Here is a 22633-nt window from a genome sequence, read left to right as displayed (position 1 = left end):
ATGTCGAACGCCATCGCCGAGGCCCCCGCAGAGACGACCGAAGACACCGGCATCCAGTCCTTCATCGTCACATTCAACATCCGCCGCTTCGACCCCGAAGTCGACTCCGAGCCGCACTGGGTCGACTACGACGTGGAGCTCTATTCCACCGACCGCGTGCTCGACGCGCTCCACAAGATCAAGTGGGAGGTCGACGGGTCGCTGACCTTCCGCCGCTCCTGCGCACACGGCATCTGCGGGTCGGATGCCATGCGCATCAACGGCCGCAACCGCCTCGCCTGCAAGACGCTGATCAAGGACCTCGACATCTCGAAGCCGATCTACGTCGAGGCCATCAAGGGTCTCCCCCTCGAGAAGGACCTCGTGGTCGACATGGAGCCGTTCTTCGCCTCCTACCGCGAGGTGCAGCCGTTCCTGGTCGCCAACTCGGTCCCCGAGAAGGGCAAGGAGCGCACGCAGTCGATCGCCGACCGCGAGATCTTCGACGACACCACGAAGTGCATCCTGTGCGCCGCGTGCACCTCGTCGTGCCCCGTGTTCTGGACCGACGGCCAGTACTTCGGCCCGGCCGCGATCGTCAACGCGCACCGCTTCATCTTCGACTCGCGCGACGACAACGCCGCCGTGCGCCTCGACGTCCTCAACGACAAGGAGGGCGTCTGGCGCTGCCGCACGACCTTCAACTGCTCCGAGGCGTGCCCCCGTGGCATCGAGGTCACCAAGGCGATCGCCGAGGTCAAGCAGGCCGTGCTTCGCGGTCGCCCCTGACCCGCATCCATCGGTCGTTCGAGAACAGGCGGTTCCCTCGAGGAGCCGCCTGTTCTCGCGTTTCGGCCCGTTCTCACAGGTCGATAGTGTGGGGGCATGTCCGCTCCCCGCCCTCTTCGCGCGCGGCTCGAGGCACCTCTCGAGCGGGTGACGGAGTTGAAGGACCGCACCCTCGCCGCATTCCCCGTGCGCGTCTGGCGGAACTTCTCGTTCAGCAACGGCTTCCTGCTGTCGGCGGGCATGAGCTACTACGTGCTCTTCGCACTGTTCGCGCTGCTGTACGTCGCGTTCGCGGGCGCGGGTCTCTGGCTCGGCGCGAGCAGTCTCGCGATCACCGCCCTCGTGCGCCTCGTCAACACGTACATCCCCGGATTGATCGGGCCCGACGGCGTCTTCACGGTCGACAACGTCACCGAGATCGCGCAGAACGCGACCGGCGTGCTCGGGGTCACCGGAGCCATCGCCGTCGGCGTGGCCCTGTGGACGGCGGTGAGCGCGGTGACCTTCACCCGGCGCGCGGTGCGCGATCTGTTCGGTCTGCCGTTCGACGCTCGCCCGTACTGGCTGCTCAAGGTGCGGGACTTCTTCGCCGCGACCGTGTTCGGTGGGGCGATGCTCATCGGTGCGGTCCTCATCTCGCTCACGGTGTGGGCGCTCGAGCAGATGTTCCTGCTCTTCGACTGGAGCACCGGCACCTGGTTCTTCTCCTTCGGCGCGCAGACCGTGTCGGTGATCGTGGCGTTCGCTCTCGATGCGGCCGCGCTGGCCATGCTCGTGCGCTTCCTCACCGGTACGCAGCTGCACTGGCGGTGCATCTGGCCCGGGGCGATGCTCGGCGGCGGTGCGATGGTGGTGCTGCAACTCGGTGCCGGCGTGTTGCTCTCGCACGTTCCCAGCAATCCCCTGCTCGCGTCGTTCACGGTGATCATCGGTCTGCTGCTGTGGTGCCGCTGGCTGGCGATCGTCGTATTGATGGCTTCGTCGTGGATCGCAGTGGCCGCCGAGGACAAGGATCAGCCGCTCGAGCGCGAGGACGCGGAGACCGCCCGTCGCGCGGAGGTGCAGGCGCTGCTGCTCGCCGCGCGCGTCGAGGTGCGTCGCGCGCAGGAGGCCGCCGACGCGGCCCCGTGGTACCGGCGTCCCGCCGCACGGCGGTCCCTGAAAGCGGCGCAGGAGAGGCTGACCGACGCGCGAGCGGATGCTGAGGCGGATGCCGTGACGACCGGCAATGTCCGACCCCGCCCCTAGGCTGGATCCCATGCCTCATCTGCGTATCGCCTCGGTCAACGTCAACGGGATCCGGGCGGCCGCCCGGAACGGAATGAGCGGATGGCTCGACGCCGCCGATGTCGACGTGCTGACCCTCCAGGAGGTCCGCGGGCAGGATGAGCACCTCGAGGCCGCCCTGCCCGGGTGGTCTTTCGTGCACGACGAGGCGACCGCCAAAGGCCGCGCCGGCGTCGCGATCGCCAGCCGCGTGCCCGCGCTCGCATCGCGCACGGCGTTCGGCGCCGACGACTTCGACTCGAAGGGCCGCTGGCTCGAGGCCGACTTCCTGCTGGGTGATCGTCCGCTCACGGTGGTGAGCGCGTACGTGCACTCCGGTGAGGCCGACACCCCCAAGCAGGACGAGAAGTGGAAGTTCCTCGACGCGTTCGGTCCTCGCCTGAGCGAGCTCGGCGCCGACGACGCGCTGGCCCTGGTGACCGGTGACCTCAACGTTGGCCATCGCGAGCTCGACATCAAGAACTGGCGCGGCAACCGCAAGAAGGCCGGCTTCCTCCCCCGTGAGCGCGCATACTTCGACCGCTTCCTCGGCGCTGCGGGTGCCGAGGTCACGGGGGTCGACGGCACGGTCGGCACGGGCCTGGGCTGGGTCGACATCGGTCGCCGGTTCCACGGCGAGGTCGAGGGCCCCTACACGTGGTGGTCGATGCGCGGACAGGCCTTCGACAACGACTCCGGCTGGCGCATCGACTATCACCTGGCGACCCCCGCCCTCGCCGAGCGCGCCACCGGGTATCATGTGGCCCGCGCCGCCGCCTACGACCAGCGCTGGAGCGATCACGCCCCGGTCGTCGTCGACTACACCTTCTGACCCGGCTCTCGGGTCTTCCGCCGCCCCATAGGATTGAACGCGTGACCAAGCCTCGCCTCTACTCCGGAATGCAGCCCTCCGCCGACTCCCTCCAGATCGGCAACTACATCGGGGCGCTCCTCCAGTGGCGTGACCTGCAGAGTTCGTACGACGCGTACTTCTCGGTCGTCGACCTGCACGCTCTCACCGTCGCTCAGGAACCCGCGGTTCTGCGCGAGAAGACGCGCCGAACCGCGGCGCAGTACATCGCCGCGGGCATCGAGCCGTCGCAGTCGACCCTCTACGTGCAGTCGCACGTGCGGGCACACGCCGAACTCGCCTGGATCCTCAGCACCATCACCGGCTTCGGCGAAGCCGGGCGCATGACGCAGTTCAAGGACAAGTCGGCGCGGTACGGCACGGATGCCACGAGCGTCGGGCTGTTCACGTATCCGGTGCTGATGGCCGCAGACATCCTGCTGTACCAGACCGACGTGGTGCCCGTCGGCGATGACCAGAAGCAGCACGTCGAGCTCACCCGTGACCTCGCCGAGCGCTTCAACTCACGTTTCGGCGAGACCTTCACGGTGCCGATGCCGGTGATCCAGAAGGACACCGCCCGCATCTACGATTTGCAGAACCCGACGTCGAAGATGTCGAAGTCGGCCGAGAGCGACGCCGGCGTGCTGTGGATGCTCGACGACCCGGCCAAGTCCGCGAAGAAGATCATGCGCGCCGTGACCGACAACGAGGGCACGGTGCGATTCGACCGCGAGAACAAGCCCGGCGTCTCGAACCTGCTGACGATCTACGCCGCCCTCTCCGGCCGCCAGGTCGCGTCGATCGAAGACGAGTACGCCGGACGCGGCTACGGCGACTTCAAGAAGGGTCTCGCCGAGGTCGTCGTGTCGGAGTTCGAGCCCGTGCGTGCCCGCGCACTCGAGCTTCTCGACGACCCCGCCGAGCTCGACCGCATTCTGGCCGAGAACGCCGGGCGGGCCGATGCCGTCGCCGATGCGACTCTCGCGCAGGTGTACGACCGCGTCGGACTGCTCCGCCGCGTCTGACGCTCACCCTAGGATGACTTCGTGACCGATCCCCAGCTGCCCCCGCCCTACGGCGCTGTTCCGCCGCCCGCTGCGCCTCCCGCCCCCTCCGTGCCGCCGGGCCCGGCCGGCACGGTTCCGCCCGTTCCCCGGGCTCCGGGATTCGCGGCACCCGGGTACGCGACACCCGGGTATACGACACCCGGACAGGCCGCTCCCGATTACACGGCCCCTCCCGGCGCCTACCAGGTTCCGGTCGGAGGGTATTCGACGCCGGGCGGCGCCTACGCCGTTCCCGAGACCGCCCCGCAGCCGTCGAAGCTGACGGGCGTGCTGTCGCTCGTGTTCGCGCTCGTCGCCACGGTCGTGACCCCGATCGTGGCCGCGTTCGCCTCCTATGAGGTCGGCCGCCGCGTGCCGGAGGCGATCGTGCGCCTCAACAGCGACGACCTCTCGTCGTTGTCCGTCCTCTCCCCGGCCCGCGATCAGGTGCTGTGGGCGGAGATCTCGTTCTGGGCGGGTACGATCCTCGGCATCGCCGCGATCGTGTTCGGCATCATCGCCATCGCGCGCAAGCGGGGTCGTGGCCAGGGAATCGGTGCGCTCGTCGTCGCCGTGGTGGGCCCGGCGATCTTCCTCTTCGTCGCCGGCGTCGCTCTCGGCGCCGGAGCAGCCGCCGGAGGCGTCGGCCTCTACAGCTGACGCTCGTTTCACGCCCGGGTCTCGCGAAGCGGGGCAGGGCGTTCCGGAGCAACCGCCGCTCAGCGCGGCGCGTGATGCTTCTGCTGGGCGGCGAGGAGGCCCTCGCCGATGAGGAGCTCGACCGCGTCCGCGGCATCCGACACGAGGATCGGCAGGTTCGGCTTCTCGTCCTTGCCGAACGGCGAGAGCACCCAGTCCGCCGGATCCTGACGGCCGACCGGCCGTCCGATCCCGACCCGCACGCGCGGGAAGTCCGGGGTGGTGATGGCCCGGGCGATGTCGCGCACGCCGTTGTGTCCGCCGTGCCCTCCCCCGGTCTTCAGCTTGACGGTGTCGAAGGGGATGTCGAGCTCGTCGTGCACGACGATGATCTGCTCCGCCGGCACCGAGTAGAAGCGTGCGAGGGCCGCGACGGGCGTGCCCGAGACGTTCATGAAGGTGTTGGGCTTCGCGAGCACGATCTTGTCGCCGCCGGGACGGAGCCAGGTCTCCACGACGCGGGCGCCGCCTTTGTGCTCGCGGAAGCTCTCGTTGCGTCGCGCGGCGAGTTCGTCGACCACCATCTGTCCGATGTTGTGACGGGTCGCCTCGTAGCGCGGGCCCGGGTTGCCGAGTCCGACCACCAGCCAGGGGGAAGTCATGTCCTCATCCTCTCGCATGGGCGCACGACGGCAGCCCGGTCAGGGTACGAAAGAGGGGACGCGATCGAATCAATCGCGCCCCCTCCGTCGGTGGATCAGCCGGAAATCACTCCGCGGCGGCCTCTTCGCCCTCGGCGGCAGCCTCGTCACCCTCGGCCGGAGCCTCGTCCTCTTCGACCTCGAGGACCGGGATCGAGATCGCGACGACCAGGGTCTCGGCGTCGGTCAGCAGCGTCGAGCCCTTCGGGAGCTTCACGTCGGCGGCGGTGATGTGCGTGCCGTCTTCGAGACCCTCGACCGAGACCTCGACGTTCTGCGGGATGTGCGTGGCCTCGGCCTCGATCGACAGCGTGGTCGCGTCGAGGTTGGCGATCGTGCCGGGAGCGGACTCGCCGGTGACGACGATCGGCACGTCGATGGCGACCTTCTCGCCCTTCTTCACGACCAGCAGGTCGATGTGCTCGATGATCTGGTGCACCGGGTCCTTCTGGACGTCCTTGACCAGGGCGAGCTGCTCCTTGCCGTCGATGTCGAGCTCGAGGAGAGCGTTGGCGCGACGGATGATCAGCGACACCTGGTGGCCGGGCAGTGCGACGTGCACGGGCTCGGTGCCGTGACCGTAGATGACGGCCGGGATCTTGCCTGCGGCGCGCAGACGGCGGGCGAAGCCCTTGCCGAAGCTGTCGCGCAGCTCGGCCTGGACCTTGGTGTCTTCAGACATGAGGTTCTCCTTCGGGGCACGCAGCGATTGCGCCGCGCGGTGGTCTGTGTGTTGTCGTGTTCTCGACATGGACACGTGAGGAAAGCCACCGGGGACTCGCATCGCCGCGTCGATAACGGACGTCCGCGCACGCGCGGAAGCGTCCCTCGCCGAGGTACTCGATCAATGGTACCGGATCACCCGATAGGCTGGGGACACCGATCCCTCTCGCAGAACACGGAGACCCCTCATGCTCGACGGAGCCTTCTTCTCGCACGTCATTCTCTGGGTCATCGGTGCGATGACCGTCTGCGCCACGCTCGCCAGCTTCGGCGCGCTCTTCGCGATGGGCCGCTCCGGGTACCGCAAGGACTGATTCCTCACTCGGCGTCAGTAGAACTCGACCGTGTCGACGACCGCGCGCAACGGTCGTCCGTCGAGCAGGCGGGAAGCGTTGTCGGCGAAGCGGCAGGCGATGCGCTCCTCCTCGTTCGCGTTGATCGCCGCCGTGTGCGGGCTCACGAGCACGCGCGGATGACTCCACAACGGTGACTCCTCGGCGAGCGGCTCCTGCTCGAAGACGTCCAGGCCGGCGAAGGCGACGCGTCCGTCGTCGAGGGCGGTCAGGAGCGCGGCCTCGTCGACGACGGTGCCGCGACCGACGTTGGTGAGGATCAGCCCGGGCTTCACGACCGCGAGCACCTCTTCGCCGATCAGGTGGTGGGTCTGCTCGGTACCCGGGAGGGTCACGACGATCGCGTCCACGTGGGCGACGGCATCCGTCAACTCGGACAGCGGGACCAGACGGTCGACGCCCTCCACCGGCTCGCCCGAACGGGTCGTGCCCCACACGGTCGCTCCGAGCGCATGGAAACGACGCGCGCACTCCGCACCGATGCCGCCGAGGCCGACGACCAGCACGGTCATCTCATCGAGCTGACGCATCTGCCAGCGGTCCGGCCAGGTGCGGGTGCGCTGGTCAGCGAGGAGCCGTGGCAGCCCCTTCGCCCCGGCGAGGACCGCGAACACCGAGAACTCGGCCAGCGTTCCACCGTGCACACCGGCGCTCGTCGTGAAGATCACGCGGTCGAGCTCGGCGCGGTCGAGGTCTGCGGCCTTCACCGAGGATCCTCCGCCCGCGGCCGTCGTCATGACCCAGCGCAGATCGGGGTTGGCGCGCACGGTGCGGGCGAGGGCTGTGGCATCCACATCGGGGATGCCGAAGAGCACGTCGGCGGAGTCGACCATCGCGTCGAACGCCGCCTGCTGCTCGGGCGTGCGGACGTGCGCGGGATCCCCCGACCAGTCGGCGGGCCAGCGGGCCGGATGCACGAGGGAGTGATCGCGCACGACCTCGACCCGCGGCTCGAGCTCCTCGATCAGTCGGCACTGCTCTTCAGGCAACGGCACCGTTACCACCGCTCGCAGTCTGGTTCCGCTGTGCACCACGCTGATTCCTCCTCGAAGACGCCGTCTGCATCCAGCGTAGAGGCCCGGGGACACGCATCCGCTCGCGCGCCGACGCACAGCGAGACACACGCGCGCAGGCCCCCGGCGACAGCGATACGCTGAGAGCAACCCTTCTTCACGATCGAGGAGCCTTCTGTGCCCGAAGCATCAGCCAACATCGGAGTCGTCGGACTCGCCGTCATGGGGTCGAACCTCGCCCGTAACCTCGCCAGCCGCGAGGGAAACACGGTGGCGATCTTCAACCGCAGCTACGAGAAGACCCAGAGCCTTCTCGACGCGCACCCCGAGGCCGGTTTCATCCCGGCGCAGTCCTACCAGGAGTTCGCCGACTCGCTGCAGAAGCCGCGCACCGCGATCATCATGGTCAAGGCCGGCGGACCGACGGATGCCGTCATCGACTCCCTCGTCGAGGTCTTCGAGCCCGGCGACATCATCGTCGACGGTGGCAACGCGTACTTCCCCGACACGATCCGTCGCGAGAAGGCCGTGCGCGAGACCGGCATCAACTTCGTCGGCGCCGGCATCTCCGGTGGCGAGGAGGGCGCCCTCACCGGCCCCTCGATCATGCCCGGCGGCTCGGACGAGTCGTGGGTCACCCTCGGGCCGATCCTGAAGTCGATCGCCGCGATCGCCGAGGGCGAGCCCTGCGTGACGCACGTCGGCCACGACGGCGCCGGCCACTTCGTGAAGATGGTCCACAACGGCATCGAGTACGCCGACATGCAGCTCATCGCCGAGGCCTACGACCTCATCCGTCGCGGCACGGGCAAGAGCCCCGCCGAGATCGCCGACATCTTCGCCGAGTGGAACAAGGGCGAGCTCGAGTCGTACCTGATCGAGATCACTGCCGAGGTGCTGCGCCAGGTCGACGCTGAGACCGGCAAGCCGCTCGTCGACGTCATCCTCGACCAGGCGGGCGCCAAGGGCACCGGAGCATGGACCGTGCAGACGGCCCTCTCGCTCGGCGTCCCGGTCTCGGGCATCGCCGAGGCCACCTTCGCGCGCTCGCTCTCGTCGCACCCCGAGCAGCGTGCCGTCGCCGGCGCCCTTCCGGGTCCCGACGAGGAGTTCACGGTCGCCGAGGGCGATGTCGACGCGTTCATCGAGGACGTGCGCCTCGCGCTCTACGCGTCGAAGATCGTCGCCTACTCGCAGGGCTTCGACGAGATCCGCGCCGGTGCCGCCGAGTATGGCTGGAACATCGACCTCGGTGCGATCAGCAAGATCTGGCGCGGCGGCTGCATCATCCGCGCGCAGTTCCTGAACCGCATCGCCGACGCCTATGCCGAGACCCCCGAGTTGCCGGTGCTCATGACCGCGCCGTACTTCGCCGAGGCGCTCACCCGCGGACAGGCCGCCTGGCGCCGGGTCGTCGTGACCGCCGCGCAGGCCGGCATCCCGGCCCCCGCCTTCTCGTCGTCGCTGTCGTACTACGACGGTATCCGCGCCGACCGCCTGCCCGCCGCCCTCGTGCAGGGGCAGCGCGACTTCTTCGGTGCGCACACCTACAAGCGCATCGACAAGGAAGGCACCTTCCACACCCAGTGGTCGGGCGACCGCACCGAGATCGAGGCCGAGGACACGCACTGATCTCGCGGTGACGCACACGAAGGGCCCCGGCATCGCGCCGGGGCCCTTCGTGTGCGTCCTACCTACTTCGTGATGTCGTGCACCGTGCCCTTCGAGAGCCGCAGCCGACGGGTGGCCCGACGGGCGACAGCCGAGTCGTGCGTGACGACGATCATCGTGATGCCCTCGGCGCAGAGCCCCTCGAGCACGGCGAGGATCTCATCACGCATGCTCTCGTCGAGATTTCCCGTCGGTTCGTCGGCCAGCAGCACGCGCGGGCGCTTCACGATCGCCCGTGCGATCGCGACACGTTGCTGCTGTCCGCCCGAGAGCTCCGACGGCAGGTGATCACCGCGATCGGCGAGGCCCACGTGCGCGAGCGCCTCGGTCACGCGACGACGCCGCTCCCCCTTGTCGAGCGCGGTCGATTCGAGCGCCATGTCGACGTTCTCGGCGGCCGTGAGCGTGGGGATCAGGTTGAACCCCTGGAACACGAATCCGATCTCCTCGGCGCGGATGCGGCTGAGCTCCTTCGGCGAGGCCGAGGCGAGCTCCGTGCCCCCGAGGGTCAGTGATCCGGATGACGGACGATCGAGCGCGCCGAGCAACTGGAGCAGGGTGGATTTCCCTCCGCCCGTCGGCCCCTGGATCGTGACGAACTCGCCCGTCCCGATCTCCAGATCGACGCCGGTGAGCGCCTTCACGGTGCGGCCCTTCTGCGCGTAGGTGCGTGTGACGCCGGTGGCGCGGTACAGCGGGGCCGCGGCATCCGTCTCCGAGGCGGTGGCAGTGGTGTCGGTGATGGTCATCTTCTTCTCCTGGTCTGTCGTGGGTGTCGGGAGCTCTGCGATCACGCGACGGACCGCAGCGCTTCGGCCGGGCTGAGGCGGGCGGCGCGCCAGCCGCCGAACGCACCGGCGACGAGGCCGCCGAGCACCGCGAGGCCGACCGCGGCGACGAGCACCCACGGGGTGAACGGAGCCTGCAGCACGATGTCGGCGGCCTGGGTGGTCTGGAACATTCCTCCCCCGCCGGTGGGGCCTCCGCCCATGCCACCCGGGCCGCCCTGTGCGCCCTCGGCGGCTGCGGAGCCCGCGGCGACGGTCGGGCGGACGAGGTTGATCACGACGATCCCGGCGATGCCGATCACGAGGCCGACCGCTCCGCCGATGAGGCCCTGCACCATCGACTCGCCGGCCACCTGGCGCACGACGCGGCCGTTGGACCACCCGATCGCCTTGAGGGTGCCGAATTCGCGGGTGCGACGCCCGACACCCGAGAGCGTCAGCAGCACCGACAGGAGCACGGCGACCGCCAGAACGATGATCGAGAGCCAGGTACCGAGGTTGGTGATGAGCGAGGTCGCGCTCGACAGCGAACCCGAGACGCTCGACGCGAGCTCGGCCTGGGAGGTGACGGTCGCGTCGGGCAGCTCGTCGGTCAGTGACGCCTGCACGGCGTCGATCGACGACGCCGAATCCGCCTGCACGTACACGGTCGAGATCACGTCGCCGGCGCCCGAGAGATCCTGTGCGGTGTCGAGGGGCAGATAGACGTTCGCTGCGGTGTCGGCGGCATCCGACGATGAGGTGAGGATGCCGACCACCTCGACGTCCGAACCCGCCACATCGATCGTGTCGCCGACCGCGATGTCGTTCGTGGTCGCATAGGTGCTGTCGACGAGGGCGACGAGCGCGCCGCTGTCGTCGGCGGCGAACGCGCGCCCGTCGCTGACCTCGACCGATGCGAGCGGCCCGATCGCCGTCGCCGCCGGGTCGATGCCGAGCACCGTGAAGGAGTCGACGCCGAACGCGCCGCCGCCCGCGCCGTCGGAGCCGCCCTGCGGCGGAGCCTGGCCCTCGGCGGGCATCTGCCCCTGCTCGCCCTGCGACGTGCCGTCCTGCGGCCCGAAGCCGCCGCTCGGGAGCTCACCGGAGAACGTGGAGTTGGTGAGGCTCAGCGCGCCGGTCGCGGCCGAGACGCCCTCGGTCGAGGAGACCGTGTCGAGCACCGAGGCCTCCAGCGTGCCGCGCATGAAATCGGTGCTCAGCGTGGACTGGGCGAGGGTGGTCGTGTCGCCGTCGGTCTGTCCCGAGTCGGCGTCGAACTCGAAGCGCGGGCCACCGCCCTCCCCCGGTTCGGCAGCAGCTCCCGTGACGGTCAGATCGGTACCGACGCCGTACACGGATTCGAGGGCCTGCGCCTGCGCGTCGCGCACACCCGCCGTGAGCGCGTTGACGATGATCACGAGACCGATCGCGATCGCGAGGCCGATCGCGACGATCGTGGTCTGCTTCTTGCGGCCCGCGAGTTCGCGCCGCAGATATGTTCCGTACATCTCTCTCCTTCTGCCGCGGAGGTCGCGGTGCCAGAGACGACGTTAGGAACGCGGTCTATGCGGATTCGAGGGTGAGGTGATGAAGAACCTATGGATGACGGCATCCCATGTTCGCTGACGATCTCACAGGACACGCATAGCTCTCTCCATAGAAACCCCATAGGAGTTTCCGCAGAATGAGTGCATGACCAGTGATCTCCCCGACCTGCGCCGCCCCGACGGCTCCCCGCTGCGCATCCTCGCGGTGGACGACGAGCAGATGCTCACCGACCTGCTCGCAATGGCCCTGCGCATGGAGGGCTGGGAGGTGCGCACCGCATCCTCCGGCATGGAGGCGCTTCAGGTCGCCCGCGAGTTCGAGCCGGACGCCCTCGTGCTCGACATCATGATGCCCGACCTCGACGGGATGGCCGTGCTGCGGCGCCTGCGCGAGTCCGGCAGCCTGGTGCCCGTGCTCTTCCTCACCGCGAAGGATGCCGTCGGCGACCGGGTCGCGGGCCTCACCGCCGGCGGCGACGACTACGTGACGAAACCCTTCAGCCTCGAAGAGGTCATCGCCCGCCTGCGCGCCATCATCCGACGCACCGGCCACGCGATGGCCGACGACGGGCAGTCGATCCTGCGGGTCGCCGACCTCACCCTCAACGAGGACAGCCACGAGGTCGTGCGCGACGGCACCGAGATCGAGCTCACCGCCACCGAGTTCGAACTGCTGCGCTACCTCATGCGCAACGAGCGCCGCGTGCTCTCGAAAGCGCAGATCCTCGATCGCGTGTGGAGTTACGACTTCGGCGGGAAGTCCTCCGTTGTCGAGCTCTACATCTCGTACCTGCGCAAGAAGATCGATGCCGGACGCACCCCGCTGCTGCACACCGTGCGCGGCGTCGGCTACATGATCAAGGCCCCGCAGTGAGTCACACGAGGATGACGCGTCGGCCGATGAGCCTGCAGACGCGGCTGATGACCGCCGTCATCGGGTTCGTCTCGCTCATCCTCGTGATCGTCGCCGTGATCACCAGCGCGACGCTGGGGAAGACGCTCGAAGACCAACTGAGCGAGCGGATCTACGGCTACGCGGATTCGGTGTCGCGCATCATCAAGCAGGTCTCTCCCGATCTCGTCACCGCCCAGAACATCATCGGGCGCGGTGGCGGCGAACCCGGGCTCCTGGTCGCGATCCAGAACCCGGCGACGGGAATCGACGGCGTGGTGGTGCCGAGTTCGACCGATGATTTCGAGGGGGGCACGGATGCCCTCACCTCGGCGCAGCTCGTGCAGATCGCCGATGCCCTGAACGGCCAGCACGTCGCGAACGTCACGATCGAGGGCCTCGGGTCGTACCGCGTGACCGCATCGACGGGCCCCTCGGGCGTCGTGGTCGTGACCGGTCTCCCCCGCGAGGCGATCCAGAATCAACTCACCGCGCTGCTCACGGTGATCGCGCTCGCGACCATCGGTGGGCTCATCCTGCTCGCCCTCACCACGGCGATCACGATCCGAGTGGGTCTGCGCCCCCTGCGAGCCGTCGCCGCGACCGCGACCCGCGTCGCAAATCAGCCCCTCGACCGCGGAGAGGTCTCGATCACCGAGCGGATCCCCGCGGCTCAGGCCGATCCGCGCACCGAGGCGGGTCTCGTCGGAGCGTCCCTGAACAAGCTGCTCGACCACGTCGATACCTCTCTCGCCGCGCGGCAGAAAAACGAGGAGCGGATGCGGCGCTTCGTCGCTGACGCCAGCCACGAGCTGCGCACTCCCCTCGCCTCGATCCGCGGATACTCCGAGCTGTCGCTGCGCGCGCTCGGGCAGGCCCATGGCCCCGAGGCGATCGAGGGCACGACCACGTCGTTGGAGCGCATCCAGGCGCAGTCGCTCCGTATGACGCGTCTGGTAGAGGACCTGCTGCTGCTGGCGCGCCTCGATGAGGGACGCGAGCTCGTCTACGGCACCGTCGATCTCACGCAGCTCGCGCTCGAGAGTCTGGCCGATGCCCGGCCGACCGCCGTCGATCACCACTGGAACATCGAGGCGCCCGACGAGCCCGTGGTGATCGTCGGCGACAGCGGACGCATGCACCAGGTCGTCGCGAACCTGCTCGCGAACGCACGCACGCACACCCCCGCGGGCACGACGATCACGCTGTCGGTCGTGCAGGAGGACGACGAGGCGGTGCTGCGCGTGCACGACGACGGTCCCGGCATCGATCCGGTCGTGCGCGATGAACTCTTCGCCCGCTTCGCGCGGGGCGACAGCTCGCGCGCCCGCCAGACCGGCGGCACGGGCCTGGGGTTGGCGATCGCCAAGGCCATCGTCGAGGGGCACGGGGGTTTCATCTCCGTCGCCAGCGAACCCGGGGACACGACGTTCACGGTGCGCTTGCCCCGCAACCCCGCCGGTGGGGCGACCGAGGGAGCTGCGGAGGGCGACGCGTAACTCACGGACGGTGGTCCGGGTCTGCGCGGCCATTCGCAGGGACGGATGACACGTGCAGGGAGAATCCGTCAGTTTCTCCCTGCACGTGTCACTAGTCCCTGCTGGTGATGGGTGACCACTTCTTCTGCACGTACGGCGGTCTCAGCCGATCTCTGCGTCATGAGACGAAAACGGGCGCGCGGCATGCACGCGACGGGTCAAGATCGTCGGATGCTTCCACCCGCGCATGTCATCGAACATCTGGGCGGGGTCGTCCGCGGCTCCCTCCTCCAGCGCTACGGAGTGCCCCGACAAGCCCTGGCCGATGCGGTGAACGCTGGACGTATCGTTCGTGTGAGACAGGGTGTCTTCGCCACCGCCCAGACACCCGACGCCATCGTCACCGCAGCCGCGCACGGCGGAGCCGTGACCTGCACCACCGCATTGCGGCTGCACGGGGTGTGGTGTCTGGACGACGATCCGACGATTCATGTCTGGCTCGGCGCGAAAGGACGCGTGCATCACGTCGCGTGTGAGTGCGTGAGCCACTGGCACGCCGGAACCACCGTCTTCGGCGTCGCTCCGGTCGACGATGTCCTTCTGCATCTCTACCGTTGCCGCGGCGACGAGGCGTTCTTCACCGCACTCGAATCCGCGCTGCGTCTGCGCAAGGTCGCCTCACTCGTCCGCCTGCGATCGAGGCTCCCCGCATCTGCGCGGTGGCTGATCGACCTCGCGCGGACAGACGCGGACAGCGGTCTGGAATCCCTGCTTCGTCTTCGGCTGCACATCCTCGGCATCCGTTTGGAGTGCCAGGTGTCCATCACCGGCGTCGGCAGAGTCGATCTCGTGATCGATGGCCGGCTGATCCTCGAAGCGGACGGTGCCGAGTATCACGATGGGCGTACCGCGCGGCATCGCGACCTTCGCCGTGACGCCGTGGCATCGACGCTCGGCTACGAGTCTCTGCGGTTCGACTACGCCATGATCGTGCACGAATGGCCTGTCGTGTCCGCCGCGATCATCAGCGCGCTCGTCCGCGCAGGTGGCGTGCGATGAAACGCGGACGGCCACGTGCACACGAGGCTCGCCGTGTGCAGGGAAAAGAGGACGAACGCAGGGAGAAAACCGGCGGTTCTCCCTGCAGATGTCGGAGCTCCTTGCACGTGCGCTGCCAAAGCGAGGCGCGCAGCGAACGCGCGGGGTCAGTAGCCGGCGAAGGCGTCGGTCGTCAGGGCGCGGGCGCGCTGGAGCGCGGGTGCGAGGTCCGCGATTAGCCGGGGCGGACCCGAGATGAACGCATGACGGGTGGCGATGTCGGGCACGAAGCGGTCGAGACCGTCGGCGTCGAGGCGGATACCGTGCGCCCACGTCCAGTGCGACGGGAGGTTCTGCGGCTGATCGCGGGTGAAGACCACGACGCGGGCACCGGTCGCGGCGAGTTCATCACGGAAGGCGAGCTCGGAGGCGTCCGCCGCGACGTACACGAGCACGATGTCGCGCTCGGCGCCCTCCGCCTGCAGCTGCCGGAGCTGCGAGATGAACGGCGTGACCCCGATGCCGGCGGCCACCATCAGCACGGGGCTCCCGTCACGCGGCAGCAGGAAGTCGCCCCACGTGCCGGTGACCGCGAGCGTCGTCCCCTCCTCGGCCGCCGCGAGGGCCCGCTTGTACGACGACGGATGCTGCTGGTCACCGTTCTTGTACGCGATGCGGAGCGTCGGGAGATCGGCCGGCGCGGAGACGATGCTGAACTCCCGGCGGGTTCCCCGCGCGTCCGGGCGATGATGCGGAACGTCGAGCTCGAGGTACTGGCCCGGCAGGAACGAGACCTTGCCCTTCGCGCGAAACGTCAGCTCCTGCGCGGTCGGCGTGATTGACCGGCGCTTCTCGAGCACCAGGCGCACGGAACCGCGCACCGCGAACGCGAAGGCCACGAGGTTGCCGATGAGGAGCGCGCGCTCCTGTCCGAGCGTGAACAGCCCGGCGATCGAGATCGGCCAGCCGGCGAGCACGCCCACGACCGCCGCGACGGTGAACTGCTGCCAGCGACGCGGCGGCAGGGTCAGAGGCTCGGAGAGCATGAACGCCCCGAGGAACAGGAACGGCGACTGCAACAGTGCGAACGAAAGGGCGGTGCCGAGATCCGCGTCGAGGCCCGCCTGCTGCGCCTGCACGAACTGGCGCAGCACCGACGTGGCGAGCGCGATCACGAGGAAGAGCAGAACGATCCGCACCTTCTCGGTGCGCCACAGGACGGCGAGGCCGAGCAGCACGACGGGAATCGTGAGCGAGGGGGTGCCGACCCACCAGGATGCCGAGGTGCCGAGCCACGAGAACGCGCCGAACGATCCGACGATCGACACGACGGCGGCACCGAAGGCGGCGGGGTTGAGGATGTGGCGTCCGCGCCACGCGATGAGGTACTTCGACAGGCTGGCCACGGCGCCCGCGATCGCGAGGCCGAGGATCACCTGCACCTCGACGCCCGGCCGCAGGACGAAGAGCAGGATGAGCGCGGTCACGAGCGACGATTCGATGCGCCACGGCAGGCGGAGCAGGCGCTGCACGAGCGCATCCACACCCGAGATCACCACGGCGAGCACGAGGAACGACACCAGGATCTCGATCGGCGTCGGCGAGACGATGATCCCGAGCGCCGAGAGGGCGAGCGCGATGACCGCGAGGGCGACGAGCGCGAACAGCACCAGTCGGTACATCGACAGCGCCCCGAGCAGGGCGAGCACGCGCTGCCGGGCGGCGGTGAAGGAACGGTTCATGGAGGCTTCCCTCTCAGGGGGTGCGGGTGGGGGTGAAGATCTCGACGGGGCATCCGACCGAGCGCTGCGCGCGTCCGTCGGTGCTCATGCGCACCCACTCGACGCCCCAGCGGGCGGCGAGCTCGGGCCCGCCGTCGAAGAACAGTGCGGTGGCGGCGGCATCCGCGGTCATGGTGTCGGGCGCGATCGCCCAGGTCGCCGCCCAGGTGCGCACGGGAAGCCCGGTTCGAGCATCGAGCACGTGGTGGAGGCCGTCTCCCCAGACACGGCGATTGATGGCCGAGGCGCACAGCGCCCGGTCGCGGATGGTGGCGACGCCGATCGCGCGCGTCGGATCGAACGGATGCTCCAGACCGATGCGCACACCCGCCCCATCCGCACCGGCACCGCGCACCGCGAGGTCGCCGCCGGCGTCGACGATCAGGTCACCGGGTACGTCGCTCAACGCCTCGCGTACGAGGTCGACGAGGCGTCCCTTCCCGAGGGCTCCGACGTCGATCAGCGCCGGGTGCGCGACGGCGGCTGTGCCCGTCGTCCAGCGCAGCCGCTCGGTCCAGTCGCTCGGGGCGACCACCGGATCTCCGGCGGTGAGCGAGTACCCCGCGTCATACCCGAGGGCTTCGAGGCTCACCCCGACGAGCGGATTGACCGCCCCCGCGGTCGCGTCCGACAGCTCGCGGTACGCATCGAGCATCGCCCCCGCGTCACGGGAGGCGAGCATTCCCCCCTCGCGCGCGAGGCGCGTGACATCCGAATCGGGGCGGAACCGCGACCACTCCCGGTCGAAACGCTCGATCACGGCCCCGACAGCGGCGCGGGAGTCGGCCGACAGCTCATCGGCCGACTCGATCTCCCAGCGCGTGCCGATCGCCTCGAATCGCCAGATCGCCATGGTCGGGTCAGGCGGCGGCCTGCTCCTTGATGTCCTCGACCGCCGCGTTGAATCCGCCGCTGGTCAGCGAGGAGCCGGCGACGCGACTGACATTCAGCTCGTCGATCGCCTTGCCCTCGACCTCTTCGGCGATTCCGTCGATGAACGCGCCCTGGTACTGCTCTGTCTCGCGCGCCTGCGGGTCGCCGGTCACCTCGACGTCGGTGACGACGCCATCGGCGAGGGTGATGGTCACCGAGATCGTCTCGACCGACTCGGGGGTCTGGTACGAGCCCTCCGCGGTGTAGGTGCCGTCGGCGTACGACGACGATGCGTCAGCGCCGGACGACTCCGAGCTCGTGCTGCTGTCGGATCCCGAGGTGTTCTCGGTGGCGGTCTGGTCGTCGCTGTCGGTGGGCGCGGTCGCGCACCCGGCCAGGACGAGGAGTCCGGCGATGCCCACGAGGGCGGAACCCTTTCGGACGGAAGTCGGTACGGTCGTGCGGATCATGGTGGTCCTCCCGGCTCGGTGTCGTCGACTCTCCCGCGAATGCGGTGTCGATGATCCGAGCGTAGGAAGGGCGGCTATGTTCCCGCTGTGCCGCGCCGAAGCGGCGGCTATGAGGCCCCTGCTACGAGACCCCGGCTACGAGGAGGGTACTCAGGCGTCTCCGCCGAACATGCTCGTGACGGATCCGTCTTCGAAGACCTCGTGGATCGCGCGCGCCAGCAGCGGAGCGATCGGAAGGATCGTCAGCTTGTCCCAGCGACGCGACTCCGTCAGCGGGATCGTGTCGGTGATGACGACCTCGTCGATCGAGGAGTCCTGCAGACGGTCGGATGCCGGGTCGCTGAAGATCGCGTGGGTCGCGGCGACGATGACACGGTGCGCTCCGGCCGCTTTGAGGGCCTGAGCGGCCTTGACGATCGTCCCACCGGTGTCGATCATGTCGTCGACGAGCAGGCAGGTGCGGCCGTCGACCGTGCCGACGATCTCGTGGACCGAGACCTGGTTCGCGACCTTCGGGTCGCGGCGCTTGTGGATGATCGCGAGCGGTGCGCCGAGGCTGTCGGACCACGTGTCGGCGACGCGGACGCGGCCCATGTCGGGCGAGACGACCGTGAGGATCTCGCGGTCTTCGGCCGACAGGGTGCGCTCGAAGTAGTCGAGCAGCACGGGCTTGGCGAAGAGGTGGTCGACGGGACCGTCGAAGAAGCCCTGGATCTGAGCGGCGTGCAGGTCGACGCTCATCACGCGGTCGGCGCCGGCGGTCTTGAGCAGGTCGGCGACGAGACGGGCGCTGATCGGCTCGCGACCGCGGCCCTTCTTGTCCTGACGCGAATACGGATAGTAGGGGGCGACGACCGTGATGCGCTTGGCCGAGGCGCGCTTGGCGGCGTCGATCATGATGAGCGTCTCCATGAGCCACTCGTTGACCGGTTCGCCGAAGGTCTGCACGAGGAAGAGATCGACACCGCGGATCGACACCTCGAAGCGCGCGTAGATCTCACCGGAGGCGAAGGTGCGGTGCTCGATCGGGGCGATCTCGGTGCCGAGGGCCTCGGCGACAGCCGCCGTGAGCTCGGGGTGCGAGCGCCCGCCCGCGACGACGAGACGCTTCTTGGTCTTCGCGATGATGCCGGGGGCTACCCCGTTGTCGCGATCCAGATCGACCGTCTTCTTCTTCCGGGCCATGGCCTGCCTATTCCGCCGCTCGCTCGCGGGCCACGGCATCCGCCGCGCCCGTCCCTGCTCTGTTCTTCTCGACCCAGCCCTCGATGTTGCGCTGGGGTGCGACGGTCATGGCCAGTGCACCGGCCGGAACATCCTTGCGGACGACCGCGCCGGCGCCGGTCTTCGCGCCTGCACCCAGCCTAACGGGCGCAACGAGCACCGTGTGCGACCCGGTGTGCACCTCGTCGCCGATCTCCGTTCGATGTTTGTTCACGTCGTCGTAGTTCGCCGTGATCGTGCTCGCGCCGAGATTCACTCCGCGGCCGATCGTGGCGTCTCCCACGTACGACAGGTGCGGCACCTTGCTGCCCTCGCCGATCTCGGCGTTCTTCGTCTCGACATAGGCCCCGATCTTGCCCTTCGCGCCGAGCACGGTGCCCGGGCGCAGGAACGAGAACGGCCCGACGGTGGCCTCGGCGCCGATCACGGCGAGGGTGGCGTCGGTGCGGCGCACGATCGCGGCCTCGCCGACCTCGCAGTCCACGAGGGTCGTGTCCGGACCGATGATCGCGCCCTCGGCGATGGTCGTCGCGCGCAGGATGTGCGTGTTCGGGAGGACCGTGACATCGGGTGCGAGCACCGCGTCGTCGTCGATCCAGGTGGTCGCCGGGTCGACGACGGTGACGCCCTCGAGCTGCCAGCGGCGCACGATGCGCTCGTTCAGCAGGCGTCCGACGAGCGCAAGCTGCGCGCGGTCGTTGACCCCGTAGGTCACGGTGACGTCGGAGACCACGGATGCCGCGACGCGGTCTCCGTCGCGGCGGAGCAGCCCCGGCACGTCGGTGAGGTACATCTCGCCCTGGGCATTGTCGACGCCGATCTCGGGCAGGTACCGGCGCAGCGTCGCGGCACGGAAGACGTACATGCCGGCATTGATCTCGCGGACAGCGGCTTCGTCGGCACTCGCGTCCTTCTGCTCGACGATGCGGTCGACGCTCCCGTCCGCATCGCGGATGACGCGGCCGTAACCGGTGGGATCGTCGACGACGGCGGTCATGAGGGTCGCCGGCGTTCCCGCCGCGCGGTGGGCGGCGAGGAAGCCACTGAGTGTGTCGGCGTCGGCGAGCGGGCAATCCCCCGACAGCACGAGCACGTCGCCGGCGAAGTCGCTCGGGAGGGCGTCGATCGCGACCTGCACGGCGCGGCCGGTGCCCGGCACGTCGTCCTGGTCGACGAACACGGCATCCGGGTAGTCCTCCGCGAGGGCTGCGACGACCTGGTCGCGCTCGTGACGCACGACGACCTCGACGTGCGCGGCGCCCAGCCGGGCGGCGGTCGTCAGCACGTGCCCGACGAGCGGGCGACCGCCGATCGGATGCAGCACCTTCGGCAGCCGGGACTTCATGCGCGTGCCCTGCCCTGCGGCGAGGACGACGATCGCGAGGTTGTTCTCCGTCATGCTCCGCCGCCAGGACTCGAACCTAGACCTCACAGCTCCAAAGGCTGTCGTGCTGCCATTACACCACGGCGGACCGCGGCCCCCACGAGGAAAGGCCGCCCGCTCATTCTGCCACGCCGACATCGGCGCGAAACACGACTCTGGGATGCTTCGACCATGAGCATCCTGATCGATCGCGTCCTGGGCCCCACCCCCGGTCTCGCCGCGTTCCTCCTCGCGCACCACGACGACATGGCCGGCACCGCACCGCCCGAGAGCCAGCACGCGCTCTCACTCGACCGGCTCCTCGCCCCGGGCGTCCGGCTGTTCGTCGCCCGCGACGGCGACGATCTCGTCGCCACGGGAGCGCTCGCGCCGCTCGCCGAGGGGCACGAGGAACTCAAGTCGATGCGCACCGAGCCCGCTCGCCGGGGGCAGGGTCTCGGGCGCGCGATGCTCGACGCCCTGTTCGCGGATGCCCGGCGCCGGGGCATCCGCAGGATCTCGCTCGAGACCGGCAGCGCGGAGTTCTTCCGGCCGGCGCACGCGCTGTACGCGCGGGCCGGATTCGTGGAGTGCCCGCCGTTCGGCGACTACCTGCCCGACCCGCACAGCACGTTCCTCACCGCGGAGCTCGGCGAGGAACCGCGCTCGGCCCCGCTCGCGCGATAATGGAGGAATGAGCGAGGCGGACGAGGTCGATCGGATCGTCGGCGCGTGGAACACCCAGCGCCCCGACCTCGACTTCTCACCCCTCGAAGTCCTCTCCCGCATGGACCGGCTCTCGCGCCACCTCGATCGCGCGCGCCGTGACGTGTTCCGTCGCAGCGACCTCGAGCCCTGGGAGTGGGACGTCCTCTCGGCCCTGCGCCGTGCGGGAGCACCGTTCCAGCTCTCCCCCAAGCAGTTGCTGCAGCAGACGCTCGTCTCGAGCGGCACGATGACGAACCGCATCGACCGCCTGGTCGAGCGCCGCCTGGTGCGGCGCGAGGCCGACCCGGGCGACGGCCGCAGCATCCTGGTCACACTGTCCGACGACGGACGCATGCGGGTGGATGCCGCGATCACGCGTCTCGTCGACGTCGAGGCCGATCTGCTGCAGGCGCTGTCGCGGAGCGATCGTGATCGACTGGCCGGCCTGCTGCGCAAGCTCAGCCTGAGCTTCGACGCGTGAGCGGGGTGAGCTGATGGGCATGCCCTCTCCCCTACCCGTGCGCGACGGCGTCGGCGCGACGCGGCTGCACGTGCCGCTCGCCGGTCCCTGGCCCACCATCGCGGACTACATGATCGAACGGTTCTTCCACCTCGATCCGGAACGGCTGCGCGTGCGCTTCGACCGCGGCGAGATCGTCGACATCGACGGCGGCGCGGTACCGCGCGACGCGCCCCTCGGCAGCGTGGAGTTCGTCTGGTACTACCGCGAACCCCCGGTCGAGGCCGTCATCCCGTTCGAGATCGACGTGCTGCACCGCGACGACGACCTCGTCGTGGTCGACAAGCCGCACTTCCTCCCCACGACCCCCGGCGGCAAGTTCCTGCAGAACTCGGCTCTCGTGCGGCTGCGCAACCTCTTCGACAACCCCGACCTCGCCCCGATCCACCGCCTCGATCGCGCGACCGCGGGCCTGCTGATGTTCTCCGCGCGTCCCGCGACGCGCGGAGCGTACCAGTTCCTCTTCGAGACCCGCCGGGTGCAGAAGACCTACGAGGCCGTCTCGGCCCTCCCCGAGGACTGGGATCCCGAGCGACCGGCCCTGGCGGGGCATCCGCTCCCCCTCGTCTACCGCAACCACATCGACAAGCAACGCGGCGAACTGCGGGTGCGGGTCGACGACGTGCGGGAGCCGAACTCCGAGACCCTCATCGATCTGATCGACGCCGACGACCGAGTCGTGCACACGCTGCTGCGCCCTCACAGCGGCAAGATGCACCAGTTGCGCGTGCACCTCGCGGCGCTCGGCGCCGGCATCCTGAACGACCCGTTCTATCCCGTGCTGCATCCGGAAGCGCCCGATGACTTCGCGCGGCCCATGCAGCTGCTCGCCCGCGAGCTGCGCTTCACCGACCCGCTCTCGGGCGAGGAGCGCGTGTTCACGACGCGTCGTCGCCTACAGGAGGCGCCCGGCGGCGCTCCTGCAGACGACTGACG

The 22633-nt window shown here is 69.2% G+C and carries 23 protein-coding genes and 1 tRNA gene; 13 read left to right on the top strand and 11 right to left on the bottom strand.

Going from position 1 to position 22633, the window contains the following annotated elements; translation table 11 throughout:
* The 5 genes from ACFY9N_RS13040 (at nucleotide 1) to ACFY9N_RS13020 (ending at nucleotide 4593) form a co-directional block, all read left to right on the top strand.
* Nucleotides 1–768: a succinate dehydrogenase iron-sulfur subunit gene (locus ACFY9N_RS13040; RefSeq protein ID WP_391479106.1), complete on the top strand. Its 768-nt coding sequence runs from the start codon at nucleotides 1–3 to the stop codon at nucleotides 766–768.
* Nucleotides 769–864: 96 nt separating this feature from the next.
* Entirely contained in the window at nucleotides 865–2016 is a 1152-nt protein-coding gene (locus tag ACFY9N_RS13035) for a YihY/virulence factor BrkB family protein (RefSeq protein ID WP_391479105.1), read from the top strand.
* 10 nt (nucleotides 2017–2026) lie between these two features.
* Entirely contained in the window at nucleotides 2027–2866 is an 840-nt protein-coding gene (locus ACFY9N_RS13030) for an exodeoxyribonuclease III (RefSeq protein WP_391479104.1), read from the top strand.
* A 41-nt stretch (nucleotides 2867–2907) separates the two neighbouring features.
* Nucleotides 2908–3912: a tryptophan--tRNA ligase gene (trpS, locus tag ACFY9N_RS13025; RefSeq protein WP_391479102.1), complete on the top strand. Its 1005-nt coding sequence runs from the start codon at nucleotides 2908–2910 to the stop codon at nucleotides 3910–3912.
* A 21-nt stretch (nucleotides 3913–3933) separates the two neighbouring features.
* Nucleotides 3934–4593 carry a hypothetical protein gene (locus tag ACFY9N_RS13020; RefSeq protein WP_391479101.1) on the top strand — a complete coding sequence of 220 codons (660 nt, stop codon included), beginning with the start codon at nucleotides 3934–3936 and terminating at the stop codon, nucleotides 4591–4593.
* Between the two features lie 59 nt (nucleotides 4594–4652).
* On the opposite strand, the gene pth is transcribed toward ACFY9N_RS13020, so the two are convergent.
* On the bottom strand, nucleotides 4653–5234 hold the full coding sequence (gene pth, locus ACFY9N_RS13015) for an aminoacyl-tRNA hydrolase (protein ID WP_391479099.1): 582 nt from the start codon (nucleotides 5232–5234) through the stop codon (nucleotides 4653–4655).
* 106 nt (nucleotides 5235–5340) lie between these two features.
* Nucleotides 5341–5955, bottom strand: coding sequence for a 50S ribosomal protein L25/general stress protein Ctc (locus ACFY9N_RS13010; protein ID WP_391479098.1), 615 nt, complete (start codon nucleotides 5953–5955; stop codon nucleotides 5341–5343).
* A gap of 229 nt (nucleotides 5956–6184) precedes the next feature.
* Here ACFY9N_RS13010 and ACFY9N_RS13005 point away from each other — a divergent pair, with 229 nt between their 5' ends.
* Entirely contained in the window at nucleotides 6185–6310 is a 126-nt protein-coding gene (locus ACFY9N_RS13005; RefSeq protein ID WP_391479096.1) for a hypothetical protein, read from the top strand.
* Between the two features lie 14 nt (nucleotides 6311–6324).
* Here ACFY9N_RS13005 and ACFY9N_RS13000 read toward each other — a convergent pair whose 3' ends face one another.
* Complete coding sequence (locus ACFY9N_RS13000; RefSeq protein ID WP_391479094.1) at nucleotides 6325–7338, bottom strand: D-2-hydroxyacid dehydrogenase; 1014 nt, start codon at nucleotides 7336–7338, stop codon at nucleotides 6325–6327.
* Nucleotides 7339–7539: 201 nt separating this feature from the next.
* Here ACFY9N_RS13000 and gndA point away from each other — a divergent pair, with 201 nt between their 5' ends.
* The gene (gndA, locus tag ACFY9N_RS12995; RefSeq protein WP_391479093.1) at nucleotides 7540–8994 is read left to right on the top strand and encodes an NADP-dependent phosphogluconate dehydrogenase; all 1455 of its coding nucleotides are present in this window, start codon (nucleotides 7540–7542) and stop codon (nucleotides 8992–8994) included.
* Nucleotides 8995–9056: 62 nt separating this feature from the next.
* On the opposite strand, the gene ACFY9N_RS12990 is transcribed toward gndA, so the two are convergent.
* Nucleotides 9057–9782 carry an ABC transporter ATP-binding protein gene (locus ACFY9N_RS12990; protein ID WP_391479091.1) on the bottom strand — a complete coding sequence of 242 codons (726 nt, stop codon included), beginning with the start codon at nucleotides 9780–9782 and terminating at the stop codon, nucleotides 9057–9059.
* Nucleotides 9783–9823: 41 nt separating this feature from the next.
* Nucleotides 9824–11311 carry an ABC transporter permease gene (locus ACFY9N_RS12985; RefSeq protein ID WP_391479089.1) on the bottom strand — a complete coding sequence of 496 codons (1488 nt, stop codon included), beginning with the start codon at nucleotides 11309–11311 and terminating at the stop codon, nucleotides 9824–9826.
* A 184-nt stretch (nucleotides 11312–11495) separates the two neighbouring features.
* Between ACFY9N_RS12985 and ACFY9N_RS12980 the strand changes: the two genes are divergently transcribed.
* The 3 genes from ACFY9N_RS12980 (at nucleotide 11496) to ACFY9N_RS12970 (ending at nucleotide 14779) form a co-directional block, all read left to right on the top strand.
* Nucleotides 11496–12224: a response regulator transcription factor gene (locus ACFY9N_RS12980; RefSeq protein ID WP_391479088.1), complete on the top strand. Its 729-nt coding sequence runs from the start codon at nucleotides 11496–11498 to the stop codon at nucleotides 12222–12224.
* Nucleotides 12225–12250: 26 nt separating this feature from the next.
* On the top strand, nucleotides 12251–13741 hold the full coding sequence (locus ACFY9N_RS12975) for a sensor histidine kinase (RefSeq protein WP_391479087.1): 1491 nt from the start codon (nucleotides 12251–12253) through the stop codon (nucleotides 13739–13741).
* A 210-nt stretch (nucleotides 13742–13951) separates the two neighbouring features.
* Entirely contained in the window at nucleotides 13952–14779 is an 828-nt protein-coding gene (locus ACFY9N_RS12970) for a DUF559 domain-containing protein (RefSeq protein ID WP_391479086.1), read from the top strand.
* A gap of 146 nt (nucleotides 14780–14925) precedes the next feature.
* Here the strand turns inward: ACFY9N_RS12970 and ACFY9N_RS12965 are convergent, their stop codons facing one another.
* The 6 genes from ACFY9N_RS12965 to ACFY9N_RS12940 form a co-directional block, all read right to left on the bottom strand.
* Nucleotides 14926–16500, bottom strand: coding sequence for a flavodoxin reductase (locus ACFY9N_RS12965; RefSeq protein ID WP_391479085.1), 1575 nt, complete (start codon nucleotides 16498–16500; stop codon nucleotides 14926–14928).
* 13 nt (nucleotides 16501–16513) lie between these two features.
* The gene (locus tag ACFY9N_RS12960; RefSeq protein WP_391479083.1) at nucleotides 16514–17392 is read right to left on the bottom strand and encodes an FAD:protein FMN transferase; all 879 of its coding nucleotides are present in this window, start codon (nucleotides 17390–17392) and stop codon (nucleotides 16514–16516) included.
* Nucleotides 17393–17399: 7 nt separating this feature from the next.
* The gene (locus ACFY9N_RS12955; protein WP_391479082.1) at nucleotides 17400–17882 is read right to left on the bottom strand and encodes an FMN-binding protein; all 483 of its coding nucleotides are present in this window, start codon (nucleotides 17880–17882) and stop codon (nucleotides 17400–17402) included.
* 150 nt (nucleotides 17883–18032) lie between these two features.
* Nucleotides 18033–19067: a ribose-phosphate diphosphokinase gene (locus tag ACFY9N_RS12950; RefSeq protein WP_391479081.1), complete on the bottom strand. Its 1035-nt coding sequence runs from the start codon at nucleotides 19065–19067 to the stop codon at nucleotides 18033–18035.
* A 7-nt stretch (nucleotides 19068–19074) separates the two neighbouring features.
* Nucleotides 19075–20505: a bifunctional UDP-N-acetylglucosamine diphosphorylase/glucosamine-1-phosphate N-acetyltransferase GlmU gene (gene glmU / locus ACFY9N_RS12945; RefSeq protein WP_391479079.1), complete on the bottom strand. Its 1431-nt coding sequence runs from the start codon at nucleotides 20503–20505 to the stop codon at nucleotides 19075–19077.
* 1 nt (nucleotide 20506) lies between these two features.
* Nucleotides 20507–20578: transfer RNA gene (locus tag ACFY9N_RS12940), tRNA-Gln, on the bottom strand.
* Between the two features lie 83 nt (nucleotides 20579–20661).
* Here ACFY9N_RS12940 and ACFY9N_RS12935 point away from each other — a divergent pair.
* The 3 genes from ACFY9N_RS12935 to ACFY9N_RS12925 are packed head-to-tail and all read left to right on the top strand — an operon-like array spanning nucleotide 20662 to nucleotide 22631.
* Nucleotides 20662–21156 carry a GNAT family N-acetyltransferase gene (locus tag ACFY9N_RS12935; RefSeq protein WP_391479078.1) on the top strand — a complete coding sequence of 165 codons (495 nt, stop codon included), beginning with the start codon at nucleotides 20662–20664 and terminating at the stop codon, nucleotides 21154–21156.
* A 7-nt stretch (nucleotides 21157–21163) separates the two neighbouring features.
* Nucleotides 21164–21658, top strand: coding sequence for a MarR family winged helix-turn-helix transcriptional regulator (locus ACFY9N_RS12930; protein WP_391479076.1), 495 nt, complete (start codon nucleotides 21164–21166; stop codon nucleotides 21656–21658).
* A gap of 13 nt (nucleotides 21659–21671) precedes the next feature.
* The gene (locus ACFY9N_RS12925) at nucleotides 21672–22631 is read left to right on the top strand and encodes a pseudouridine synthase (RefSeq protein ID WP_391479075.1); all 960 of its coding nucleotides are present in this window, start codon (nucleotides 21672–21674) and stop codon (nucleotides 22629–22631) included.
* Nucleotides 22632–22633 lie beyond the last annotated feature (2 nt).

It is taken from the genome of Microbacterium sp. NPDC008134, assembly GCF_042957055.1.
In the GTDB taxonomy this organism is placed as follows: domain Bacteria; phylum Actinomycetota; class Actinomycetes; order Actinomycetales; family Microbacteriaceae; genus Microbacterium.
This window is presented reverse-complemented; position numbering and strand designations above follow the sequence as displayed.

Excerpts from the sequence above, each read along its gene's own strand:
- ACFY9N_RS13040 (WP_391479106.1), top strand. The coding sequence starts at position 1 with ATGTCGAACGCCATCGCCGAGGCCCCCGCAGAGACGACCGAAGACACC.
- ACFY9N_RS13035 (WP_391479105.1), top strand. The coding sequence starts at position 865 with ATGTCCGCTCCCCGCCCTCTTCGCGCGCGGCTCGAGGCACCTCTCGAG.
- ACFY9N_RS13030 (WP_391479104.1), top strand. The coding sequence starts at position 2,027 with ATGCCTCATCTGCGTATCGCCTCGGTCAACGTCAACGGGATCCGGGCG.
- pth (WP_391479099.1), bottom strand. The coding sequence starts at position 5,234 with ATGACTTCCCCCTGGCTGGTGGTCGGACTCGGCAACCCGGGCCCGCGC.
- ACFY9N_RS13010 (WP_391479098.1), bottom strand. The coding sequence starts at position 5,955 with ATGTCTGAAGACACCAAGGTCCAGGCCGAGCTGCGCGACAGCTTCGGC.
- ACFY9N_RS13005 (WP_391479096.1), top strand. The coding sequence starts at position 6,185 with ATGCTCGACGGAGCCTTCTTCTCGCACGTCATTCTCTGGGTCATCGGT.
- ACFY9N_RS12990 (WP_391479091.1), bottom strand. The coding sequence starts at position 9,782 with ATGACCATCACCGACACCACTGCCACCGCCTCGGAGACGGATGCCGCG.
- ACFY9N_RS12985 (WP_391479089.1), bottom strand. The coding sequence starts at position 11,311 with ATGTACGGAACATATCTGCGGCGCGAACTCGCGGGCCGCAAGAAGCAG.
- ACFY9N_RS12980 (WP_391479088.1), top strand. The coding sequence starts at position 11,496 with ATGACCAGTGATCTCCCCGACCTGCGCCGCCCCGACGGCTCCCCGCTG.
- ACFY9N_RS12975 (WP_391479087.1), top strand. The coding sequence starts at position 12,251 with ATGAGCCTGCAGACGCGGCTGATGACCGCCGTCATCGGGTTCGTCTCG.
- ACFY9N_RS12970 (WP_391479086.1), top strand. The coding sequence starts at position 13,952 with ATGCTTCCACCCGCGCATGTCATCGAACATCTGGGCGGGGTCGTCCGC.
- ACFY9N_RS12965 (WP_391479085.1), bottom strand. The coding sequence starts at position 16,500 with ATGAACCGTTCCTTCACCGCCGCCCGGCAGCGCGTGCTCGCCCTGCTC.
- ACFY9N_RS12960 (WP_391479083.1), bottom strand. The coding sequence starts at position 17,392 with ATGGCGATCTGGCGATTCGAGGCGATCGGCACGCGCTGGGAGATCGAG.
- ACFY9N_RS12955 (WP_391479082.1), bottom strand. The coding sequence starts at position 17,882 with ATGATCCGCACGACCGTACCGACTTCCGTCCGAAAGGGTTCCGCCCTC.
- ACFY9N_RS12950 (WP_391479081.1), bottom strand. The coding sequence starts at position 19,067 with ATGGCCCGGAAGAAGAAGACGGTCGATCTGGATCGCGACAACGGGGTA.
- glmU (WP_391479079.1), bottom strand. The coding sequence starts at position 20,505 with ATGACGGAGAACAACCTCGCGATCGTCGTCCTCGCCGCAGGGCAGGGC.
- ACFY9N_RS12935 (WP_391479078.1), top strand. The coding sequence starts at position 20,662 with ATGAGCATCCTGATCGATCGCGTCCTGGGCCCCACCCCCGGTCTCGCC.
- ACFY9N_RS12930 (WP_391479076.1), top strand. The coding sequence starts at position 21,164 with ATGAGCGAGGCGGACGAGGTCGATCGGATCGTCGGCGCGTGGAACACC.
- ACFY9N_RS12925 (WP_391479075.1), top strand. The coding sequence starts at position 21,672 with ATGGGCATGCCCTCTCCCCTACCCGTGCGCGACGGCGTCGGCGCGACG.